General features: G+C 70.9%; 9 protein-coding genes. 8 read left to right on the top strand and 1 reads right to left on the bottom strand.

The window, feature by feature from the left end; genetic code table 11:
- Positions 1-168 precede the first annotated feature (168 nt).
- The 7 genes from hppD to DMA15_RS31475 all read left to right on the top strand — a co-directional run bounded on the left by hppD (position 169) and on the right by DMA15_RS31475 (position 8,836).
- Positions 169-1,212 (top strand): 4-hydroxyphenylpyruvate dioxygenase, encoded by a 1,044-nt coding sequence (gene hppD, locus DMA15_RS31505; RefSeq protein ID WP_125516092.1) that lies wholly within the window; start codon positions 169-171, stop codon positions 1,210-1,212.
- Positions 1,209-3,710 carry an aminotransferase class I/II-fold pyridoxal phosphate-dependent enzyme gene (locus DMA15_RS31500; RefSeq protein ID WP_125516091.1) on the top strand — a complete coding sequence of 834 codons (2,502 nt, stop codon included), beginning with the start codon at positions 1,209-1,211 and terminating at the stop codon, positions 3,708-3,710. The genes hppD and DMA15_RS31500 overlap by 4 nt, the downstream gene beginning before the upstream one ends.
- Positions 3,707-4,849, top strand: coding sequence for a prephenate dehydrogenase (locus DMA15_RS31495; protein ID WP_125516090.1), 1,143 nt, complete (start codon positions 3,707-3,709; stop codon positions 4,847-4,849). The genes DMA15_RS31500 and DMA15_RS31495 overlap by 4 nt, the downstream gene beginning before the upstream one ends.
- A 146-nt stretch (positions 4,850-4,995) precedes the next feature.
- Positions 4,996-6,234 (top strand): cytochrome P450, encoded by a 1,239-nt coding sequence (locus DMA15_RS31490; protein WP_125516089.1) that lies wholly within the window; start codon positions 4,996-4,998, stop codon positions 6,232-6,234.
- Between the two features lie 150 nt (positions 6,235-6,384).
- Positions 6,385-7,398: an ATP-binding cassette domain-containing protein gene (locus DMA15_RS31485; RefSeq protein ID WP_125516088.1), complete on the top strand. Its 1,014-nt coding sequence runs from the start codon at positions 6,385-6,387 to the stop codon at positions 7,396-7,398.
- Entirely contained in the window at positions 7,395-8,198 is an 804-nt protein-coding gene (locus DMA15_RS31480) for an ABC transporter permease (RefSeq protein WP_125516087.1), read from the top strand. The genes DMA15_RS31485 and DMA15_RS31480 overlap by 4 nt, the downstream gene beginning before the upstream one ends.
- Positions 8,195-8,836, top strand: a complete 642-nt coding sequence (locus tag DMA15_RS31475; protein WP_240660048.1) for a hypothetical protein — start codon at positions 8,195-8,197, stop codon at positions 8,834-8,836. The genes DMA15_RS31480 and DMA15_RS31475 overlap by 4 nt, the downstream gene beginning before the upstream one ends.
- An 81-nt stretch (positions 8,837-8,917) precedes the next feature.
- Here the strand turns inward: DMA15_RS31475 and DMA15_RS31470 are convergent, their stop codons facing one another.
- Positions 8,918-10,147, bottom strand: a complete 1,230-nt coding sequence (locus tag DMA15_RS31470) for a cytochrome P450 (RefSeq protein ID WP_125516086.1) — start codon at positions 10,145-10,147, stop codon at positions 8,918-8,920.
- A 219-nt stretch (positions 10,148-10,366) separates the two neighbouring features.
- Between DMA15_RS31470 and DMA15_RS31465 the strand changes: the two genes are divergently transcribed.
- Positions 10,367-21,373 carry a non-ribosomal peptide synthetase gene (locus tag DMA15_RS31465; RefSeq protein WP_125516085.1) on the top strand — a complete coding sequence of 3,669 codons (11,007 nt, stop codon included), beginning with the start codon at positions 10,367-10,369 and terminating at the stop codon, positions 21,371-21,373.
- Positions 21,374-21,427: the final 54 nt, after the last annotated feature.

The raw sequence follows: 21,427 nt of genomic DNA, 5'->3' as shown, positions 1-21,427 counted from the left end.
ATGCCCGTGGGTCCCCGGCACCTCCTCCCCGCCCGCCGGGCCGAACGGTCTCGCAGAGTTTCCCGGAAAAGGGCCCGTATGCAATTTCTCTAATCCGGTTTCCCAGCCGCCGTCACCGTCTGATTTGCTGAAATTCAGCGAGTGGAACAACTCGGGCCCAATCGTCGGATGGGGAACAACGTGACCGCGCACGACGTCGAGTACATAGAGATCTACACGAGCGATCTGCGAAAGACCACAGACTATTTCGTTTCGATGTTCGGGTTCCATGAAAAGGCCACGGGTGGCAGGGAGGGCCTGGACTCGGTACTTCTCGTCCAGAACCAGCTCCAGGTCGTCGTCTCCGCGGGTCCGCACGCGGCCCCGTTCCTCGCCGAGCACGGAGACGGGATATCCGACATCGCCTTCTCCTGCGCGGACGCCGTCGCGACGCGGGAGAGGGCGATCGCGGCCGGAGCCGCCTCCCTCGCCCCGGCCGACGCCCCGGTTCCCGTCGTGTCCGGATTCGGGGACGTCCGCCACTCCCTCGTCCAGCGTGCCGCCGACGCGGAGCGCGGGCTTCCCGCCGACCGGTCCTGGACACCCGCGCCGAGCCCGGCGCCCGCCTCGGGCCACGCCCCCGAGCTGCGCCTCCTCGACCACATCGCGATCTGCCTGGAAGCCGGCCGACTGCACGACGTCGTCAAGTTCTACATCGAGGGATTCGGCTTCGAGCAGTACTACAGCGAATACGTCTCCGTGGGCGAGCAGGCCATGGACTCCATCGTCGTCCGCAGCCCCTCCGCCGGCATCACCTTCACCATCATCGAGCCCGACGCCACCAAGAAGCCGGGCCAGATCGACGCGTTCCTGAAGCGGAACGGCGGGGGCGGCGTCCAGCACCTGGCGTTCCTCGTCGACGCGATCATCCCCGCCGTCGTGGAACTCGAGACCCGCGGCGTCGAGTTCCTGCAGACACCCGGCACCTACTACGACGCCCTCGCGGAGCGGCTCGACGACCTCGACGAGGGGATCGCCGATCTCCGCAAGACGAACGTGCTCGCGGACCGAGACGAGTGGGGGTACCTCCTCCAGCTCTTCACCCGGTCCCCGTTCGAGCGGCGCACCCTCTTCTTCGAACTCATCCAGCGGCATGGGGCGCAGGGCTTCGGCAGCTCCAACATCAGGGCGCTGTACGAGGCCGTGGAGCGTGCCCGGGAGGCCGGCTCGTGACGGAACGTCCAGCCGAGCCGAGCACACGGCCACCCTTGTCGCTTGGCGAGTTCGAGACTCGCGCCCGGGCCCGCGTCCGGCCCGAGGTCTGGGACTTCATCGAGGGCGGGGCCGGTGAGGAACGCACTCTCACCGCCAACCGGCAGGCGTTCACGCGTGCCCGGCTGCGCACCCGCGTCCTGACCGGCGCCGCGGAGAGCCGCTTGGCCACCACCGTCCTCGGGCGGCGGTGGGCCGCGCCGTTGGCGGTGGCGCCCATGGCCTACCACACACTGGTGCATGCCGAGGGAGAGATCGCCACCGCTCGTGCCGCGGGCTCCGCGGGGCTCCCCTTCGTCGTGTCCACCTTCGCGGGGCAGACCTTCGAGGACATCGCCCGTGCCGCCGAGTCCCCGCTGTGGCTGCAGGTCTACTGCTTCCGTGACCGCGGGACCACCCGCCGTCTGATCGAACGTGCGAAGCGGGCGGGCTTCGAGGCCCTGGTCCTCACCGCCGACACCCCGCGCCTGGGCCGCAGACCCCGCGACCTGCGCAACGGCTTCCGGCTGCCGCCCGGCGTCGTCCCCGCCAACCTCCCGGCGGACGGCGGCGACTACACGTCCCCCTCGGACCACAGCCGTACCGCGATGGACCCCGCACTCGACTGGTCGGTCGTCGACTGGCTGCGCTCGGTGGGCGGGCTGCCCGTGCTCGTCAAGGGCGTCATGACGGCGGAGGACGCCGTGCTCGCGGTCGAGGCGGGTGCCGACGGCATCATCGTCTCCAACCACGGCGGACGGCAACTGGACGGCGCACAGGCCACGTTGGACGTACTCGCTGAAGTGACCGCGGCGGCCGCCGGTCGCTGCGCCGTCCTTCTGGACGGCGGGGTCCGCCGCGGCACCGACGTCCTGACGGCTCTCGCGCTCGGGGCGGACGCGGTGCTCCTGGGACGGCCGGTCCTGCACGGGCTCGCCGTGGCCGGCCAGGAGGGCGTGGCCCAGGTGCTGAACCTGGTCACCGAGGAGCTGGCCGAGGCCATGGCACTGACCGGGACCGCCACGGTGGACGCCGCCGACGTCTCGTTGCTGACCGGCCCGGCCTCGCCCGTCACCGCGGCGCCTGTGCCCGCTCCCGTGACGCGCACGCTCGCTCCCCAGCCCGCGTCCGGCCCTCGCTCCTCCGGGGCCACGACTCTGCGCAGGGAAGTCCTGCACGGCAGCCTGTCCGATCCCGTGCTCGACACGATGAACTTCCTCAACGAGATCACGGGCCGCTTCCCCGACGCCGTCTCCTTCGCCCCGGGCAGACCGTACGAGGGGTTCTTCGACACGGAGGAGGTCTTCGGGCACATCCGGCGCTTCGTCGACCACCTGACGGCGGGCGGCTCAACGGCCGACGACATCAGGACCGCTCTCCACCAGTACGGTCCGACGGCCGGGATCATCCGTGAACTCATCGCGGAATCGCTCCACACCGACGAGGCGATCGAAACGGATCCGGCGTCGATCGTGGTGACCGTGGGCGCGCAGGAAGGCATGCTGCTCGTCCTCAGGGCACTGTTCCGTGACCCTCAGGACGTCCTGCTCGTCTCGAGCCCCTGCTACGTCGGCATCACCGGCGCCGCGAGACTGCTCGGGCTCACGCTCCGCGCGGTCGAGGAGGGCGAGGGCGGTGTCGACTGCGCCGCGCTCGAAGCCGTCATCACCGCCGAGAAGAGGGCGGGGCGGCGTCCTCGGGTCTTCTATCTGGTGCCCGACCACTCCAATCCCTCCGGCAGCACGATGTCCCGGCAGGCCCGTGAGGAACTCCTCGAACTCGCGGCGCGACACGACCTGCTCATCCTGGAGGACAGTCCCTACCGCCTCATCAGTCCGGGCTGCCGGCAGCCCACGCTGAAGTCGCTCGACCGCGAACGCCGGGTGGTGCATCTGGGCTCGTACTCCAAGACGGTCTTCCCCGGTGCCCGGGTCGGATTCGTCGTCGCCGACCAGGCGGTCGTGGACGACAAGGGCAGCGGTCTGCTCGCCGACGAGCTCGCCAAACTCAAGAGCATGGTCACGGTGAACACCCCGGCGCTCAGCCAGGCGGTGGTCGCGGGGGCGCTGCTGGCCTCGGGCGGCAGCCTCGCCGCGCACAACGAGGTCTCCGCCAAGCACTACGGCGACACCCTGCGCTGCGTGCTCGATCAACTCGACCGGCAGTTCACCGCCGCGGGGCTGCGCGAACGCGGCGTCAGCTGGAACCGGCCCAGCGGCGGCTTCTTCCTCACGGTGCGTGTCCCGTTCGACGCGGACGACACCGCACTGCTGCACTCGGCCCGGGAATTCGGCGTGATCTGGACGCCGATGTCGTACTTCTATCCGGCCGCGGGGGGCGAGCGCACGATCCGGCTCTCCTTCAGCTCGCTGAGCCACGAGGAGATCGAGAAGGGCATCGGCCGCCTGGCCGCCTTCCTGCTTGCCCGGACCAAGCGCTCCACGGACGCCCGGCAGCCGACGGGACGTGACGCGTCATGAGGACCGTGCTGATCGTCGGGACAGGGCTGATCGGTACGTCGATAGCGCTGGCGCTCAGCCGGAGCGGGGCCACCGTCTATCTGGACGACCGGGACACGACGGCGGTCAGGACCGCGGAGGCGCTCGGTGCCGGCTCCCTGGAGACACCGCCCGCCCGGGTCGACCTCGCCGTGCTCGCCGTGCCACCCGCCCACGTCGGCGCCGTGCTCGCCGACTGCCAGCAGAAGGGCCTGGCCCGGGCCTACACGGACGCGGCCAGCGTCAAGGCGCGGCCGCACGAGGAGATCCGCGCAGCCGGTGGCGACCCGGCCACCTACGTCGGCGGACACCCGATGGCCGGTGCCGAGCGCTCCGGACCGCTCGCCGCGCGCGCCGACCTCTTCGAGGGCAGGCCGTGGGTCCTGACGCCCTCGCCGCGCACCGATCGCGCGGCACTCAACCAGGGCCTGGAACTGGTCTCGCTCTGTGGCGCGGTGCCCATCCTCATGGACACCGACGCCCACGACGAGGCCGTGGCTCTGACCTCGCACGCCCCGCACCTGGTCTCCTCGATGATGGCGGCGAGGCTGGCGGAGGCGAAGGGCGAGTACATCCGAGTGTCGGGCCAGGGCCTGCGGGACGTCACCCGCATCGCCGGAGGTGAGCCCACGCTGTGGAGCGACATCCTGACGGCGAACGCGGACGCGGTCGCCGACGTCCTGGAGGCGTACGCGGTCGACCTGGACCGGATGATCCGGGCACTCCGGGCGCAGCGCAGCGACGAGGAGGCCACGCGCGAGAAGGCGACCGCGGACCTGGAGGAACTGTTGTGGCGGGGCAACCGGGGCCACGCCAGGGTCCCGGACAAGCGCAGCTCCGTACCCACGGAGTTCGTCGCCGTCCCGGTCGCCGTCCCCGACAAGACCGGCGCGCTCGCCCAGCTGTTCTCCTCGGTCAGCGGCGCGGGGATCAACATCGAGGACGTACGCATCGAGCACTCGCTCGACCGGCCTCGCGGTCTCGTGGAACTGCTCGTCGACGCCGCGTCGGTGCCGAGCGTACGGCGGTTGCTCGACGAGAACGGCTGGGCCTGGCAGGAGGACCTGCCGCTGGTCCAGGCCCCGGTGGCTGACGCGCAGGGAGTACATCGAAGTCCTTGATGCAGGCTCCGGAGCGTGCCGAGAGCGCTGATATCAACGGTGCGGAGGGCTCACCGCCGCGCGGCCACACAGCAGCCGAACACGGAAGCCGTCGCACATTCACCTCCGCGCCGCGCAGGGCGGACCGACGAAAAGGAACCCGCGAGATGCCCGAGGACACCCTGCAGGTGCCGGAGCCCGAGGTACTGGGTGAGGACTTCTTCCTCGACCCGTACCCCGCGTATGCCCGGCTCCGCGAGCGCACCCCGGTCGCGCACGTCGTGCTCAACGGCATGCCGATGTGGTTGGTCGTCCGATACGAGGAGGCGCGCACCGCGCTGACCGAGCCGGGTGTGGTCAAGGACGCGGAGCTGGCCGCCCGGGTGGTCGCCCGGCGCATGGGCGTCGAGCCCGTCGAGCAGCCGGAGAAGTCGCTCGGCGAGCGCATGCTGGTGGATCACATGCTCAACATGGACCCCCCGGACCACACCCGACTGCGCAAGCTGGTCGCCAAGGCGTTCACCGCTCGGCAGATCCAGGGCCTGCGCCCACGGATCGAACGGACCGTGGCCCGGCTCCTCGACAGCGTCGCGGGGCAGGAAGAGGTCGACCTGCTGCAGGTCCTCGGCTACCCCCTGCCCATCACCGTCATCTCCGAGATGATCGGTGTCCCCGAGGCCGACCAGGCTGCTTTCGGCGCGTGGTCGAACACGCTGACGATGGCGGGCCGGCCCGAGGAACTCCAGCAAGTGGCCGACCAGATGGCCGAGTACCTGGTCGGACTGATAGCCGACCGGCGTGCCACCCCTGCGGACGATCTGATCACCGGTCTGATCCAGGCACGCGACGACGACGACCGGCTCAGCGAGAGCGAGCTGGTCTCGATGGTCTTCCAGCTTCTGGTCGCGGGTTACGAGACGACCGCACACCTCATCGGCAATGGCGTCCTGGCCCTGCTGCGCCACCCCGACCAGCTCGCCGCGCTGCGCGCCGACCGGTCGCTGCTCCCGGCCGCGGTGGAGGAGTTCTGCCGGTACGACAACTCGCTGCACCTCTCCACGCTCAGCATCACCGCGGAGCCGGTCGAGATCGGTGGCGTGCGCATCCCGGCCGATGAGTTCGTCCTGGTCTCCTTCGGTTCCGCCAACCGCGACGCGCGGCGCTTCGAGGACTCCGAGCACTTCGACATCCGCCGCGCGCCCGGCGGGCACCTGGCGTTCGGTCACGGCCTGCACCACTGCATGGGGGCCCCTCTGGCGCGGCTGCAGACCGAACTCGCCGTGGGCGCGCTGCTGGACCGTTTCGAGCGCATCGAACTGGCGGTCAAGCCAGATGAGCTGCGGTACCAGATGAACGCGACGCGCGGCCTCGACACATTGCCCGTGCGGCTCGGCTCCGGTTCTTGACCCCGACTCGCCGCTCGATCGGCTGATCGGTCGGCCGAGCGGTTGGTTGGAAGAATTTGAAGTCCACTGGTTCCCGTATTCCGACCCAAGTAATTTCAACTCTGATCGCACGGTTGCCCCGGATCTCGCCGACGCATTTTGAGGAGTCTGATGAATATCGCAATATCCGCAGAAGGTCTGCGGAAGCGTTATGGCGACACTGAGGTACTCAAGGGCGTCGGCCTGTCCGTCGAGGCCGGCACGGTCTACGGAGTCCTCGGGCCCAACGGTGCGGGCAAGACGACCATGGTGCGCATGCTGGCGACGCTGCTCCAGCCCGACGCCGGCTCGGCCCAGGTCGTGGGCTACGACGTGGTGACCCAGGCGCACGAGGTACGTCGGCGGATCGGCCTGACGGGACAGTACGCGGCACTGGACGGCGAGTTGACCGGCCGGGAGAACCTGGTGCTCCTGGGGACGCTGATGCACCTGGGCCGTAAGCGGGCACGCACCCGTGCGGAGGAACTGCTGGAGCGGTTCGACCTCACGGACGCCGCCGACCGGCCGGTGCGGACCTACTCGGGCGGCATGCGCCGCAGGCTCGACCTCGGAGCCAGTCTGATCGCCAGCCCCCCGGTGGTCTTCCTGGACGAACCGACGACCGGGCTCGACCTGGTCAGCAGGACGGCGCTGTGGGACATGGTGCGCGAGCAGGTCGCCGACGGTGTGACGATCCTGCTCACCACTCAGTACCTGGAGGAGGCGGACCAGCTCGCCGACCGCATCGCGGTGATCGACCAGGGGACGGTGGCCGCCGAAGGCACACCCGACGAGTTGAAGAGCATGGTGGGCGGTGAACGGCTGGAGATCACCGTTCGCACCCCGGAGATGGCGCGCGCCGCGCTGGCTCCGCTCTCCTCCGCCGGCTCCACCCCGCCGGTGATCGACGACACCGGGCTGCGGGTGTCCGCGGCACTGGAGACCGGGTTCGCCGGGGTCTCCAAGGCGGCGGCGGAGTTGCAGCTCAACTCGGTGGAGGTCGTCGACTTCGTCGTACGACGCCCCTCGCTGGACGAGGTGTTCCTCGAACTGACCGGCCACAAGAGCCGCACGGCACCCGTCGGATCCCGGCCCCCGGCCGAGGCGGAACGCGGCGAGAGCGAGCTGGAGGTGGCGCCGCGATGAGCAGTACCTACTCCCACCTGCTGAGCGATTCGGCCGCCCTCGTCGGGCGGCACATGACGCACTTGAAGCGGACACCGCAGAAGATCATCGCGGTCACGCTGATGCCGATCATGTTCGTGGTGCTCTTCGGTTACCTGTTCGGCAGCTCGATGCAGGTGCCCCAGGGGAACTACCACGAGTACATCATGGCGGGCATCTTCGCCCAGATGATGCTCTCCAGCGTCATCAACACCGGTGTGGGCGTGGCCGAGGACCTGAACAACGGGCTGGTGGAGCGGTTCCGCTCGCTGCCGATGGTTCAGCTTTCGGTACTGGTCGGCCGCACCGTGTCCGACCTCGTTCTCAACGCCATTTCCTGTGTGGCCATGATTCCGGTCGGCTTCCTCATCGGTTGGCGGCTGCACGCGAACCCCTTCGATGTGGTCGCGGGCTTCCTGCTGTTGATGCTGCTCGGTTACGCCATGGCCTGGCTCGGTGTCCTCATCGGACTGGCGCTGCGTGACCCGCAGGCCGTGAACTCGGTGGCCATGGTCATCACCATGCCGCTGGCCTTCCTTTCGGCGACGTTCTACCCGCTCGGCAACCTTCCGGGCTGGCTGCGCACCGTGGCCGAGTGGAACCCGGTGACGACGGTGGTCACGGCCATGCGGGAACTGTGGGGCAACCCCACGGGCCTGGGCGACGATCCGGCGTTCCCGCTGCGGTACCCGGTGCCGTGCGCCCTGGTCCTGATCGGCGTGCTCCTTGCCGTGGTGGTCCCGCTGGCGAACCGCGCCTACCGGCGTGCGACCGCCCAGTGAGCCGCCCCTCGGTCCCCGGCACCGGCCGCACCGTCCTGCGCGGGCTCTTCGCGCGGCCCCGGCCGATGTTCCCGCGGTCCACGGCGGGGCCGCGGCCTGCCGGGCCCCCGGCGCCCGCGCAGGCCACGGAGGCACCTGACGCCGGGCCGTCGCAGGCCGCTCCCCCGTCGGACGTGCCCCGTTGGGCGAGGACCGCGGCGCATCTGGCCGCCGGGTCCACCCTGCCCTCGGGGCTGTGGCGCGTCGCTCTGATCGCCGGAGTCCCCAAGGTCGTCCCCCGGATCAACGCCGGCGCGGGAGAACGGGCGTACATTCTCGGGCTCTCCCTCGCCACTGAGGGACTAGCCCTCGCGACCCTGGGCCTGGTGCGGCCGTGGGGCGAGGTGGTGCCGCGCTGGGTGCCGGGGCTCGGCGGCCGGCGGATCCCCGTCATGGTGCCGGTCGTGGTGGCGGGGGCCGGATCCGCCGCGGTCACCGCCGTGTGCGGGTACGCCGTGTACCAGTGGAGCATTCGGCCACCGCTCGGCACCCCGCTGCAGAACAGGGTGGTCACCGTCTGTTACGCGCCTCTGCTGGCCTGGGGCCCCTTGCTGGGGGCCGTCACCGCCTCGTACTACCGTCGCCGCACCGGGAAGTGACAGCCCGTCGGCACACCGAGAAGGGGCCTGGGGGCCGCCGTGGCGGCCCCCAGGCCCCTTCTGTGTTTCCCGCTTCCGGGGTTACGCGGTCGGCCCGAAGACCACCGGTAGCGAAACCAGCGGGCGGACGATCAGGCCGGGCTGGTAGCGCAGTTCGGACGGGTCCACCCCCAGCCGGATCCGGGGAAAGCGCTCGAAGACCCGCTGGACGGCGATCTCGGTCAGCGCCTTGGCCATGTGGTTGCCGAGGCAGTAGTGGATGCCGTGCCCGAAGCTGAGGTGTGCGGGCCGTTTACGGGTGACGTCCAGCTCGTCCGGACGGTCGGGGAAGGCGTCCGGGTCATGGTTGGCGGACGCGATGGAGATGATGACGATCTCGTCCTGCGGGATCCGCACCCCGCTCAGCTCGACCGGCTCCAAGGTGACCCGCTGCAGGGAGTTGATCACGGGGGCGGTGTAGCGCAGCAACTCCTCGACGGCCGCGGGCAGCAGACTGTGATCGGCCTTGATCTTCGCTGCTTCGGCGGGGTGTGTCAGGAGTGCCGTGAAAGCACCGTTCAGGAGGCTTGTCGTGGTGTCGTTGCCCCCCGTCATCACCGCGAAGGCGGTGGACAGTGCCTCCTTGGCGTCCAGCCGCTTGTCCCCCTCGGCATGGACCAGGGCGGAGATCAGATCGTCCTCGGGCCGGCGCTGCTTACGGGCTATGAGGTCCCGGATGTAGTCCGAGAGCTCCTTGGTGTGCCGGGCCTTGATGCCGGTCGGGTCACTGGCGTCGACCCGTCGCAGCGTGTCCGTCCACACCAGGAACTGCGGCCAGTCGCTGTCGGGGACCCCCATCAGCTGGGCGATGGTGATGATCGGCAAGGGCTCGGACAGACCGGTGTTCAGGTCCTGGCCGCCCGTGCGCACCATGTCGTCGAGCAGGTCGTCGACCACCTTGTGCCAGCCCTCGCGCAGTGCCTTCACCCGCTTGGGGGTGAAGGCGAAGCTGAGCGCCTTGCGCAGCGGCGTGTGCCGGGGCGGATCCGAGTTGGCCAGGTGGTTGCTGATCTCGTCCGTGGTCGGCAGCTCCCGGCCGAGTTGTCTGCCCAGCGCTCCGTACAGCTTGCCGATGTCACGGCTGAGCCGGGGATCGGCGAGGGCCGTGCGCACGTCGTCATAGCGGGTCACCACCCAGGCCCGCACTCCGTCCGGTGTCTCCACCTTGGCCACCGGCTGCTCCTGTCGCAGCCGAGCGAGCATTGGATAGGGATTCTGCGTGTAGTCGTCGCTGAACATCCAGTACTTGGACAGCGTGCCGGTGCCCTTCACCCGCGCTCCCCCTTCGGGAATTTCGATATCTCGTCAACGAGTTGATGCTGTCACGCGACCACCGCCGCACGATGCGCAGAACGAATTTTTTGCAGCGCCGTTGATGGAATTCGGCCCGGGGACAAGACTCGCCGTCCAAGGCTGGCGGCCGCCGGAGCAGGACAATTCGCGTCGGCCAGGACGAGTTCGGTTCCGGAAAACGATGTGGAGAGTTTCTCAATGACGCGAGCAGCCATCGAAGATGTCCTTCCACTGTCACCGCTGCAGGAAGGAATGCTGTTCCACGCCCTGTACGAGGAGCAGAACCTCGATGTCTATGTCGCCCAGATCGTCATCGACCTGGAGGGCGAACTGGACGCAGGGGCCATGCGGGATTCGGTGGCCGCGCTGCTGGTCCGGCACGCCAACCTGCGAGCCAGCTTCCGCTACGAGAAGCTGAGCAAGCCCGTCCAGGTCATCCCGCGCGAAGTCGAGGTTCCCTGGCGCGAGTTCGACCTCAGCGGACTCGCCGAGGAAGAGCAGAGCGAGGAGCTGGAGCGGCTCGCGGCCGCGGACGCCGCCCACAAGTTCGACCTGGCTGCCGGACCGCTGCTGCGATTCACGCTGGTCAAGAGGGGCGAGCGCAGCAACCGGCTGATGTTCAACTCCCACCACATTCTGCTCGACGGCTGGTCCACCGCCCAGCTGCTCCACGAGCTCTTCGAGATCTACGAGCGCCGGGGTGACACCTCCGGGCTTCCGAAGCTCACTCCCTACCGCGACTACCTCGGCTGGCTGGCCGGCCAGTCACGGCCCGCCGCGACCGAGGCGTGGCAGGCCGTACTCGGCGACATCGAGGAGCCCACCCTGGTCGCGCCCGGCGACACCGGGGCCGCGGTGGCTCCCGCCGAACTCACCTTCACCTTCCCGCGCGAGCTGACGGCCCGGGTCCAGGAGACGGCGCGCCGCAACGATCTGACGCTCAACTCGGTGTTCCAGGGCTGCTGGGCGCTGCTGCTCTCCCAGCTGTCGGGCCGCGGCGACGTGGTGTTCGGCTCGACCGTCTCCGGAAGGCCGGCCGAGCTGCCCGGCATGGAATCCATGGTCGGCCTGTTCATCAACACCGTGCCGGTACGGGTCCGGGTGCGCCCCGAGCGGAGCCTGCTGGACACCCTGGCCGACGTGCAGCGCCAGGTGACCCAGATGATGCCGCACCACCACCTGAGCCTTCCTGACATCCAGCGCGCCGCGGGGTTCTCCACCCTGTTCGACACCCTGACGGTGACGGAGAACTATCCGCTGGGCGGCGAGGATCTCAAGGAGCTGCCGGGTGACCTCACCCTCGCCGGCGCCAAGGGCACGGACGCCAACCACTACCCCCTGAGCATCGCCGCACTCCCCGGCGAGGCGCTGCGGCTCAACTTCGGTTACCGGCAGGACGTCTTCCGTCGCACCGACATCGAGGCGCTCGGCGAACGCTTCCGCCGTCTCTTCGAGGTCTTCGCCGACGACCCGCAGCGCCTGGTGGGCCGCCTCCCCCTGCTGACGGACGCGGAGGAGACCGAATTCCTCGGCCTGGGCATGCCGGTTGAGCCGCTCCCCGCCGGAGACGTCATCCCCGCGCTCTTCGCCGACCAGGTGCGCCGCTCTCCGCAGTCCCCGGCGCTCGTCTGCGAGGGCACCACCCTCTCGTACGCCGAACTGGACCGCCGCTCCAACCAGCTGGCCCGCGTCCTGAGGGAGCGCGGCGCCGGGCCCGAGCGACTGGTCGCGCTCGCTCTGCCCCGCTCGCCCGAACTGGTCGTCGCCATGCTGGCGGTGCTCAAGGCCGGCGCCGCTTACCTGCCGGTCGACACCTCCTACCCGGCCGAACGGATCGCCTACCTGCTCACCGACTCCGCCCCCGCCCTCGTCCTGGCCACCACCGCGTCGGCAGCCGTGGTGCCCGACGCGTGCGCCGCGCCGCTCGTGCTGCTCGACGACCCGGACACCGTCCGCATGACGCACGCCCAGGCCGACGCCGAGATCACGGCGGACGAGCGGTCCGGGGCGCTCTCCCCCACCAACGCCGCCTACGTCATCTACACCTCGGGTTCCACCGGGCGCCCCAAGGGCGTCGTGGTCACGCACACCGGTCTCGCGGGCCTGGTCGCCACGCATGTCGCCCGGTTCGACGTCGGTCCCGGGAGTACGGTCCTGCAGTTCGCCTCGCCCAGCTTCGACGCCGCGGTCTGGGAGACGTACATGGGGCTGCTGACCGGTGCCACGCTCGTCCTCGCCCCGGCCGAGCGGCTGCGCCCCGGCAGAGCGCTCGTCGATCTTGTCGCCGAGCACCAGGTCACCCACGCCACCATTCCTCCCGCGGCGCTGGCCGTGCTCTCACCGGGTGACCTCCCGTCGGTACGCCTGCTCGTCGTCGCCGGCGAGGCGTCCTCGCCCGAGCTGGTCGAGGCGTGGTCGGCGGGCCGCCGACTGATCAACGCCTACGGGCCGACCGAGACCACGGTCTGCGCCTCGATGAGCGCACCGCTCTCGGGCGCCGTGAATCCTCCCATCGGCACCGCCATCGGCACCGCGCGACTGCGCGTCCTCGACGACACGCTGCGCCCCGTGCTGCCGGGCGTCACCGGCGAACTGTACGTCTCCGGCCCGTCCGTCGCCCGCGGCTACCTGAACCGACCGGGGCTGACCTCCGAGCGCTTCGTGGCCGACCCGTTCACCGGCGACGGTGAACGGATGTACCGCACCGGAGACCTGGTGCGGTGGAAGGCCGGGGACACCGGCTCCGTCCTGGAGTTCGCGGGGCGCGTCGACGACCAGGTGAAGATCCGCGGCTTCCGTGTCGAACTGGGTGAGATCGAGTCCGTACTCGCCTCTCACGAGGAGATCGACCGCGCGCTCGTCGTGCTGCGTGAGCCCACTCCGGGCGACAAGCGGCTCGTCGCCTACCTCGTGCCCGCCGAGGGCGCGCAGGTGCCCAAGGCCGCGGTACTGCGCGAGCACACGGGCGCCACGCTGCCCGAGTACATGGTGCCGTCCGCCTTCGTCGCGCTCGACGACTTCCCTCTCACCCCCAACGGCAAGCTGGACCGAAGGGCGCTGCCCGATCCGGAGATCGCCGCGGAGCTGGCGGGGCGCGCGCCGCGCACCCCGCAGGAGGAGATCCTCTGCGCGCTGTTCACCGAACTCCTGGGGGTCGGCGCGGTGGGCGTCGACGACAACTTCTTCGATCTCGGCGGCCACTCCCTGCTCGCCACCCGGCTGGTCACCCGTACCCGCGCGGTGTTCGGCGTCGAACTGTCGCTGCGTGCCGTGTTCGAGACGCCGACCCCCGCGGCCATCGCCCGCCGCCTGCACGAGGTCGTCTCCGACCGGCCCCCGCTGGAGGCGGGACCCCGTCCCGAGCACATCCCGCTCTCCTTCGCCCAGCGCAGGCTCTGGTTCCTGGACCGCTTCGACGGCGCGAAGTCCATCTACAACGTCCCGCTCACCGTGCGCGTCACGGGCGAGCTCGACATGGCCGCGCTGCGCGACGCCTTCCACCGCGTGGTGGGCCGGCACGAGAGCCTGCGCACCGTCTTCCCCGAGACCGACGGCGCCCCCCGACAGCACGTGCTCGACCCGTCAGAGGTCTCCCTCGACCTGGCCGTCGTGGACCTCGGCGGCGACCCCGACCGACTCACCGAAGCGCTCTCCGAGGAGGCCGGGGCAGCGTTCTCGCTCGCCGAGGAGATCCCGCTGCGCGTGCGCGCGTTCCGCACCGGGCCCCGCACACACGTACTGCTCGTGGTCATGCACCACATCGTCGGCGACGCCTGGTCGCTCGGGGTCTTCGGCCATGACCTCTCGATGGCTTACGCGGCGGCCCTGGAGGGAGCCGAACCGGAGTGGAGCCCGCTGCCGGTGCAGTACGCCGACTACACCCTCTGGCAAGAGCGCGTGCTCGGCGACGAATCGGCCCCCGACAGCACCGTCTCCCGACAGCTCGCCTACTGGAGGTCGGCCCTCGACGGCCTGCCCGACGAGCTGAACCTGCCCGTCGACCGCGCGCGCCCGGCGCTGGCCAGTCACCTCGGCGGCACCGTCGACTTCCAACTGTCCGAGGAACTGCACCAGCGGCTGCTCGCTCTCGCCCGCACCTCGCAGGCCAGCCTGTTCATGGTGCTCCAGGCGGGGCTCGCGGTACTGCTGACCCGCTCCGGGGCCGGGCAGGACATCCCGATCGGCACGCCGATCGCCGGACGGGGTGACGACGCCGTCGACGACCTGATCGGGTTCTTCCTCAACACCCTGGTCCTGCGCACCGACACCTCGGGCAACCCGACCTTCAGGGAACTCGTCGACCGGGTGCGGGAGACGGACCTGGCGGCCTACGCCCACCAGGACGTGCCCTTCGAACGGCTCGTCGAGGAGCTCAACCCCGATCGCTCGCTGGCCCGGCACCCGCTGTTCCAGGTGATGTTCACCGTGCAGAACAACCAGCGGGCCGAACTCCGCCTGCCCGGACTGCGGGTGGAGCCGTACGACCACTTCGGCGGCACGGCCAAGTTCGACCTGTTCGTCGGTCTCGCGGCGCGGCGCGGCGCCGACGACCGGCCCGACGGCATGACCGGCTGGATCGAGTACAGCTCCGACCTGTTCGACCGGGAGACCGCGGAGCGGCTCGCGGAAGGCCTGACGCGGGTGCTGGCAGCGGCGGCCGAGGACCCCAAGCGCACCATCGGCTCGCTCGAGAGCCTGGACCCGATCGAACGTCATCGCCTGGTCACCACGTACAACGACACCGCCCGCGAGCTCGACGAGACGCGCCTGCCCGAACTCTTCCAGCGCCAGGTGCGGACCCTGCCGGACACCTTGGCCGTGGTGGACGGCACCGAGCGGCTGACCTACGCGGAGCTCGACGCGCGGTCCAACCGGCTGTCCCGGCTGCTCATCGGCCGTGGCATAGGTCCCGAGGACACCGTCGGCATCGCCCTGCCGCGCTCGGCCGAGCTGCTGGTCGCGGTCGTCGCCGTGCTCAAGGCAGGAGCGGCCTACCTGCCCGTCGACCCCCAGTACCCGGCGGACCGCATCTCCTACATGCTCGCCGACGCGGCGCCCTCGGTGGTGCTGACCACCGCCGGCGTCCTGCCGGACGGGCACGGCGGGCACCTCCTCGACCTCGGTGCCGCGGAGACCGCGCGAGCGCTCGCCGCTCAGCCGGACACCACCCCCGGCGACACCGACCGGGTCCGCCCCCTTCAGGCACAGAGCCCGGCCTATGTCATCTACACCTCCGGTTCCACCGGCCGGCCCAAGGGCGTGGTGATGTCCGCGGCCGCGATGGCGAACCTGGTCGCCTGGCACCACGCCGAGGTCGGCGGCGCGGCCGGGACCCGCGTCGCCCAGTTCACCGCGATCAGCTTCGACGTGTCCGCCCAGGAGATCCTCTCCGCCCTGCTCACCGGGAAGACCCTGGTCATACCGGACGACGACACCCGCAAGGACGCGGCAGCCTTCGCCCGGTGGCTCGACGAACAGCGCGTCAACGAGCTGTACGCCCCCAACCTCGTCATCGACGCCATGGTGGAGGCCGCGCTGGAGAACGGCGTCGCCCTCACCGAGCTGCGCACGGTCGCCCAAGCGGGCGAGGCGCTGGTGCTGACACCGCGACTGCACGAGTTCTGCGCCGCCCGGCCGGGGCTGCGACTGCACAACCACTACGGCCCCACCGAGAGCCATGTGATCACCGGCACGACGCTGCCCGCCGCTCCCGGCGACTGGCCGGCCGCGGCGCCGATCGGCCGCCCGGTCCACAACGACCGGGTGTACGTCCTGGACGGTACCCTCGGCCCCGTACCCACCGGTGTCGTCGGCGAGCTGTACCTCGCCGGGACCGGCCTCGCCCGCGGTTATCTGAACCGGCCCGCCCTCACCGCCGAGCGGTTCGTCGCCGACCCGTTCGGCCCCGCCGGTTCCCGTCTCTACCGCACCGGCGACCTGGTGCGCTGGAACAAGGACGGCCAACTCGAGTTCGTCGGGCGCGCCGACCACCAGGTCAAGGTGCGCGGCTTCCGCATCGAACTCGGCGAGATCGAGTCGGTCCTCGCGGCGCACGAGTCCCTCGCGTCGGTGGCGGTCCTGGCCCGCGAGGACCGGCCCGGCGTGCAGCAGCTCGTCGGCTACGTGGTCCCCGCCGCGGACCGGACGGCACCCGGCGCCGCGGAACTGCGCGCCCACGTGGCCGCCGTGCTCCCCGAGTACATGGTGCCCTCGGCGTTCGTCACCCTGGACGCGCTGCCGTTGACCCCCAACGGCAAGCTCGACCGCAGGGCGCTGCCCGCCCCGGTACCGGCCGAGGCCGGGCGGCGAGACCCCGCGACGCCACGGGAGAGGACCCTGTGCGGGCTGTTCGCCGAGGTGCTCGGCCTGCCCGAGGTCGGTGTCGACGACAGCTTCTTCGAACTCGGTGGCCACTCCCTGCTCGCCACCCGGCTGATCAGCCGTATCCGCACGGTCCTGAAGGTGGAGCTGGCCGTGCGGGACCTGTTCGAGTCCCCGACCCCCGCGGGTCTCGCCGTCCGGGCGACGGACGCGGGTGAGGCTCGCACGGCGGTGACCGTCCACGAGCGGCCCGAGGAGGTACCGCTCTCCTTCGCGCAGCGCCGGCTCTGGTTCCTCAACCGTTTCGAGGGGCCGAACTCCACCTACAACCTGCCGGTCCCGGTGCGGCTGACCGGACATCTGGACCGCACGGCGCTGGCCGAGGCGGTGGCCGACGTAGCCCGTCGGCACGAGAGCCTGCGCACCGTCTTCCCCGAGGCCGACGGCCGCCCCCGCCAGGTCGTCCTCGACGTGGTTCCCGAACTCACCGTCGTCGATACCGATGAGGAGGGACTCGTGGCCGCCGTGAGCGAGGCGGCCGCGCACCGGTTCGACGTACGTACCGAAATCCCGCTGCGCGCCTGGCTGTTCGCCCTGAGCAGGACCGACCACGTCCTGCTTCTGGTGGTGCACCACATCGCCGGGGACGGCTGGTCCATGGCCCCGCTCGGCCGGGACCTGTCCGCCGCCTACGAGGCCAGGGCGGCGGGCCGCGCACCCCGGCTCGACCCGCTGCCGGTGCAGTACGCGGACTACACGCTGTGGCAGCACTCCGTGCTCGGCAGCGAGGACGACCCCGAGAGCGTCATAGCCCGGCAGGCCGCCTTCTGGCGCACCACGCTCGAAGGTGCTCCGGACGAGTTGGTGCTGCCGGCCGACCACCGGCGTCCGGCCACCCCGAGCTACCGCGGCGGAACCGTGCCGTTCACCGTCGACGCCGAGGTCCACCGTCTGCTGCTCGACCTCGCGGGCGAGCGCCGCGCGAGCCTGTTCATGGTCGTACAGGCGGGGCTGGCCACGCTCCTCGGCGGACTCGGGGCGGGTCAGGACATCCCGATCGGCACCGCCGTCGCGGGCCGTACCGACGACGCGCTCGACGAGCTGGTCGGGTTCTTCGTCAACACCCTTGTTCTGCGCACCGACCTCTCGGGCTCGCCCACTTTCACCCAGCTGCTGGACCGGGTCCGCGAGACCGACCTGGCCGCGTACGCCAACCAGGACCTGCCGTTCGAGCGGCTGGTCGAACTCGTCAATCCCGAGCGGTCCCTGGCCAGGACCCCGCTGTTCCAGGTGATGCTCTCCTTGGAGAACAACGCCCGGGCCGTGCTGGACCTGGGCGGGGTGACGGCGCGCCCCCAGGAGATCGGGTTCGACGTCGCCAAGTTCGACCTGTCCTTCAGCCTCTCCGAGAACAACGGAGCCGACGGCTCGCCCGCCGGTATCGACGGCCTGGTCTCGTACAGCTCCGACCTGTTCGAACGGGAGACCGTCGAGCTGCTGGTCCGCAGGCTGGTCCAGGTACTCGGCTCGGCCGCCGCCGACCCCGGCCGGCCGGTCGACCGGCTGGACATGCTGCTGCCCGGTGAACGGACACGCCTGCTCGGCGAGTGGAACGAGACACCGCGCGAGGTACCGCTCGCCACCGTTCCCGAGCTGTTCGACCGCTGGGTGAGCGGCACTCCGGACGCGCCCGCGCTGCGCTTCGGCGACCTGGAACTGTCGTACGCCGAACTCGACGCGCGGGTCCGCCGGGTGGCCCGGCTGCTGACGTCGCGCGGCGTGGGAACCGAGTCGATCGTGGCCGTGTCGATGCCGCGCTCGCCCGAGCTGATCGTGTCCTTGCTGGCGGTGATGCGGGCGGGCGGCGCCTATCTGCCCGTCGACCCGGACTACCCGGCGGACCGTATCGCCCACATGCTGCGGGACAGCTCCCCCGCCCTGCTGCTCACCAGCAGTGAGGTGGCGGACCGGCTGCCGCCGGCCGATGTCGACCGGGTGCTCCTGGACACCGAGGGCCTCGACGCCGACGGCGCGTCGGGCTGCCCGTTCCTCGACTCAGGTGACCTGCCGGGTCCGTCCTCCCTGGACAGCCCCGCGTACGTCATCTACACCTCGGGGTCGACCGGCCGCCCCAAGGGCGTCGTGGTCACCCACCGCGGCGTGTCCAGCCTGCTGGAGACCCAGGTGGACCGGTTCGGAGTGGGCCCCGGGCACCGCGTGCTGCAGTTCGCCTCGCCGAGCTTCGACGCCGCGTTCTGGGAGCTGTGTGCCGGTCTGCTCTCCGGTGCCACCCTGATCACGGCTCCCGCCGAGCAGCTGGCGCCCGGGGACGGCCTCGTCGGGCTGCTGGCACGGCAGCGGATCACCCACGCGCTGATCCCGCCGGTGGTGCTCTCGGCCCTTCCCGACGACGCTCTCCCCAAGGACATGACCCTGGCGGTGGGCGGTGAGGCGTGCGCACCGGAACTGGTGGGCCGGTTCGCCCCGGGACGGCGCATGGTCAACGCCTACGGGCCGACCGAGATCACCGTTGCCGCGACCATGAGTTCCCCGCTCGTCGACGCGGACGTACCGCCCATCGGCCGTCCCGTCGCCAACAGCAGGTTGTACGTACTCGACTCGGCGCTGCGCCCGGTGCCGCCCGGTGTCGCCGGCGAACTGTACGTCGGCGGCCCCGGCTTGGCGCGCGGCTATCTGAACCGGCCGGGGCTGACCGCCGAGCGGTTCGTCGCCGATCCCTTCGGCCCCGCGGGGTCCCGGCTCTACCGCACCGGCGACCTGGTCCACTGGGGCGACGAAGGCGAGCTGCACTACGTCGGCCGCGCCGACGCACAGGTCAAGATCCGCGGCTTCCGCATCGAACTCGGCGAGATCGAGGCGTGCCTGCTCGGCCGGGACGAGGTCGCCCAGGCCGTCGTCCGAGTCCGCGAGGACACGCCGGGCCGCAAGCAGCTGGTCGCCTATGTGGTCCCGTGCGACAGCGGGGCGGACTTCGCGGAACTGCGGGCGCACGCGGCGCGCTCACTCCCCGACTACATGGTCCCCGCGGCCTTCGTGGAACTGACCGCCCTGCCGAAGACCGTCAACGGCAAGCTCGACGAACGGGCCCTGCCCGCACCTGACTTCGGTGCGAACATCTCGGTGCGCGAACCCGTCACCGAGCCGGAGAAGCTGCTCTGCGGGATCATCGCCCAAGTGCTCGGGCTGGCCGAGGTCGGCGTCGACGACAGCTTCTTCCACCTGGGCGGGGACAGCATCATCTCCATCCAGCTCGTGGCGAGGGCCCGCGCGGCCGGCCTCGTGCTCACCCCCAAAGACGTGTTCCGCCACCAGACGGCCGCCGCCCTCGCAGCCGTCGCGACCCCGCTTCCCGAGACCCGGACCGAGGACCCGGACGCCGGCATCGGGGAGGTGCCCGCCACCCCGATCATGCGCTGGCTGCGCGAGCGGAACGGGCCGATCGACCGGTTCAACCAATCGATGTTCCTTCAGGCGCCCGCGGCACTCGACGAGGAGCGGCTGACCCGCACCGTACAGAGCCTGCTGGATCACCACGACGCGCTGCGTGCCCGGCTGGAGCGCGCCGAAAGCACCTGGACCCTGGTGGTGCCCGAGCGGGGTGCCGTCCAGGCCGAGAAGTTGATCCACCGGGTCGACGTGGCCGGGCTCGACGACGGCGCCCGCCGCGCGCGGTATGCCGAAGAGGGGGCCGCGGCGCTCGGCCGGCTCGCCCCCGACGACGGCACGATGCTGCAGTTCGTCTGGTTCGACGCCGGGCCCGGGGAGCGAGGCAGGCTGCTCTTCGCGGCGCACCACCTGGTCGTCGACGGCGTCTCCTGGCGGATCCTGCTGCCCGATCTCGCGGCGGCCTGGGCGGCGGTGCACGCCGGACGCACTCCTGAGCTCGAACCGGTCGGCAGCTCGCTGCGCCGCTGGGCGCAGGCACTGGAGGAGGAGGCCGCACGGCCCGAGCGGGTCGCCGAGCTGCCCCTGTGGCAACGCCGGATGGCCGACGCCCCGGATCCGCTGGCCGAGCTGGTGCTCGACCCGGAGAGGGACCTGAGCCGCACCTTGCGTACGCTCACCGCCCAACTGCCCGCCGACACCACCTCGGCCCTGCTCAATAGGCTCCCCGCGCTGTTCAACGGGTCGGCCAACGACGTGCTGCTCGCCGGACTGGCCCTCGCCGTCGCGGACTGGCGCAGGCGGCGCCACGGCGGGGCGGGACAGGGTCTGCTCGTCGCTCTGGAGGGGCACGGGCGCGAGGAGATAGTGGAGCACGCCGAACTGTCCCGCACGGTCGGCTGGTTCACCAGCCTCTACCCGGTCCGTCTGGACCCGGGCCGGATCATCTGGAGCGAGGTCTGGAAGGGCGGACCCGCCGTGGGAGACGTACTCACCCGGATCAAGGAGCAGTTGCGCACTGTGCCCGACAACGGCATCGGCTACGGGCTGCTGCGGTACCTCAACCCGGACACGGCGCCTTCGCTCAGTGCACTGCCCGAGCCGCAGATCGGCTTCAACTACCTCGGCCGCTTCGAGACGTCGGCGGCGCCCGACGCGGCGGACTGGGCACTCGCGCCCGAAGCCGGGGCGGTGGGCGGGGAGGACCCGGACATGCCGGCCGCCCACGCCCTGGAACTCACCTCGTCCGCCCAGGACGGCCCGGACGGCCCCGTTCTCTCCGTCCTGTGGCAGTGGCCGGCCGCGCTCCTCGACGAGACGGCGGTCCGTGACCTCTCCGACACCTGGGTCAGGGTGCTGGAGGCTTTCGCCACGCATGCCGAGGCGCCGCGGGGCACGCGCTACACACCGTCCGACATGGATCTGCTGGACGTCAGTCAGGAAGAGCTGGACGACCTCGCGAGCGAGCTGGACGGGTGACGTCATAGCCGTGGTCCGGCCCGTGTCACGGGCCGGGCTCGGCCCTGACGACAG

Source organism: Streptomyces sp. WAC 01529 (genome assembly GCF_003945545.1).
Lineage (GTDB): Bacteria > Actinomycetota > Actinomycetes > Streptomycetales > Streptomycetaceae > Streptomyces > Streptomyces anatolicus.
Note: the sequence above shows the minus strand (reverse complement) of the source record. Positions and strands in the feature narration are given on the sequence as shown.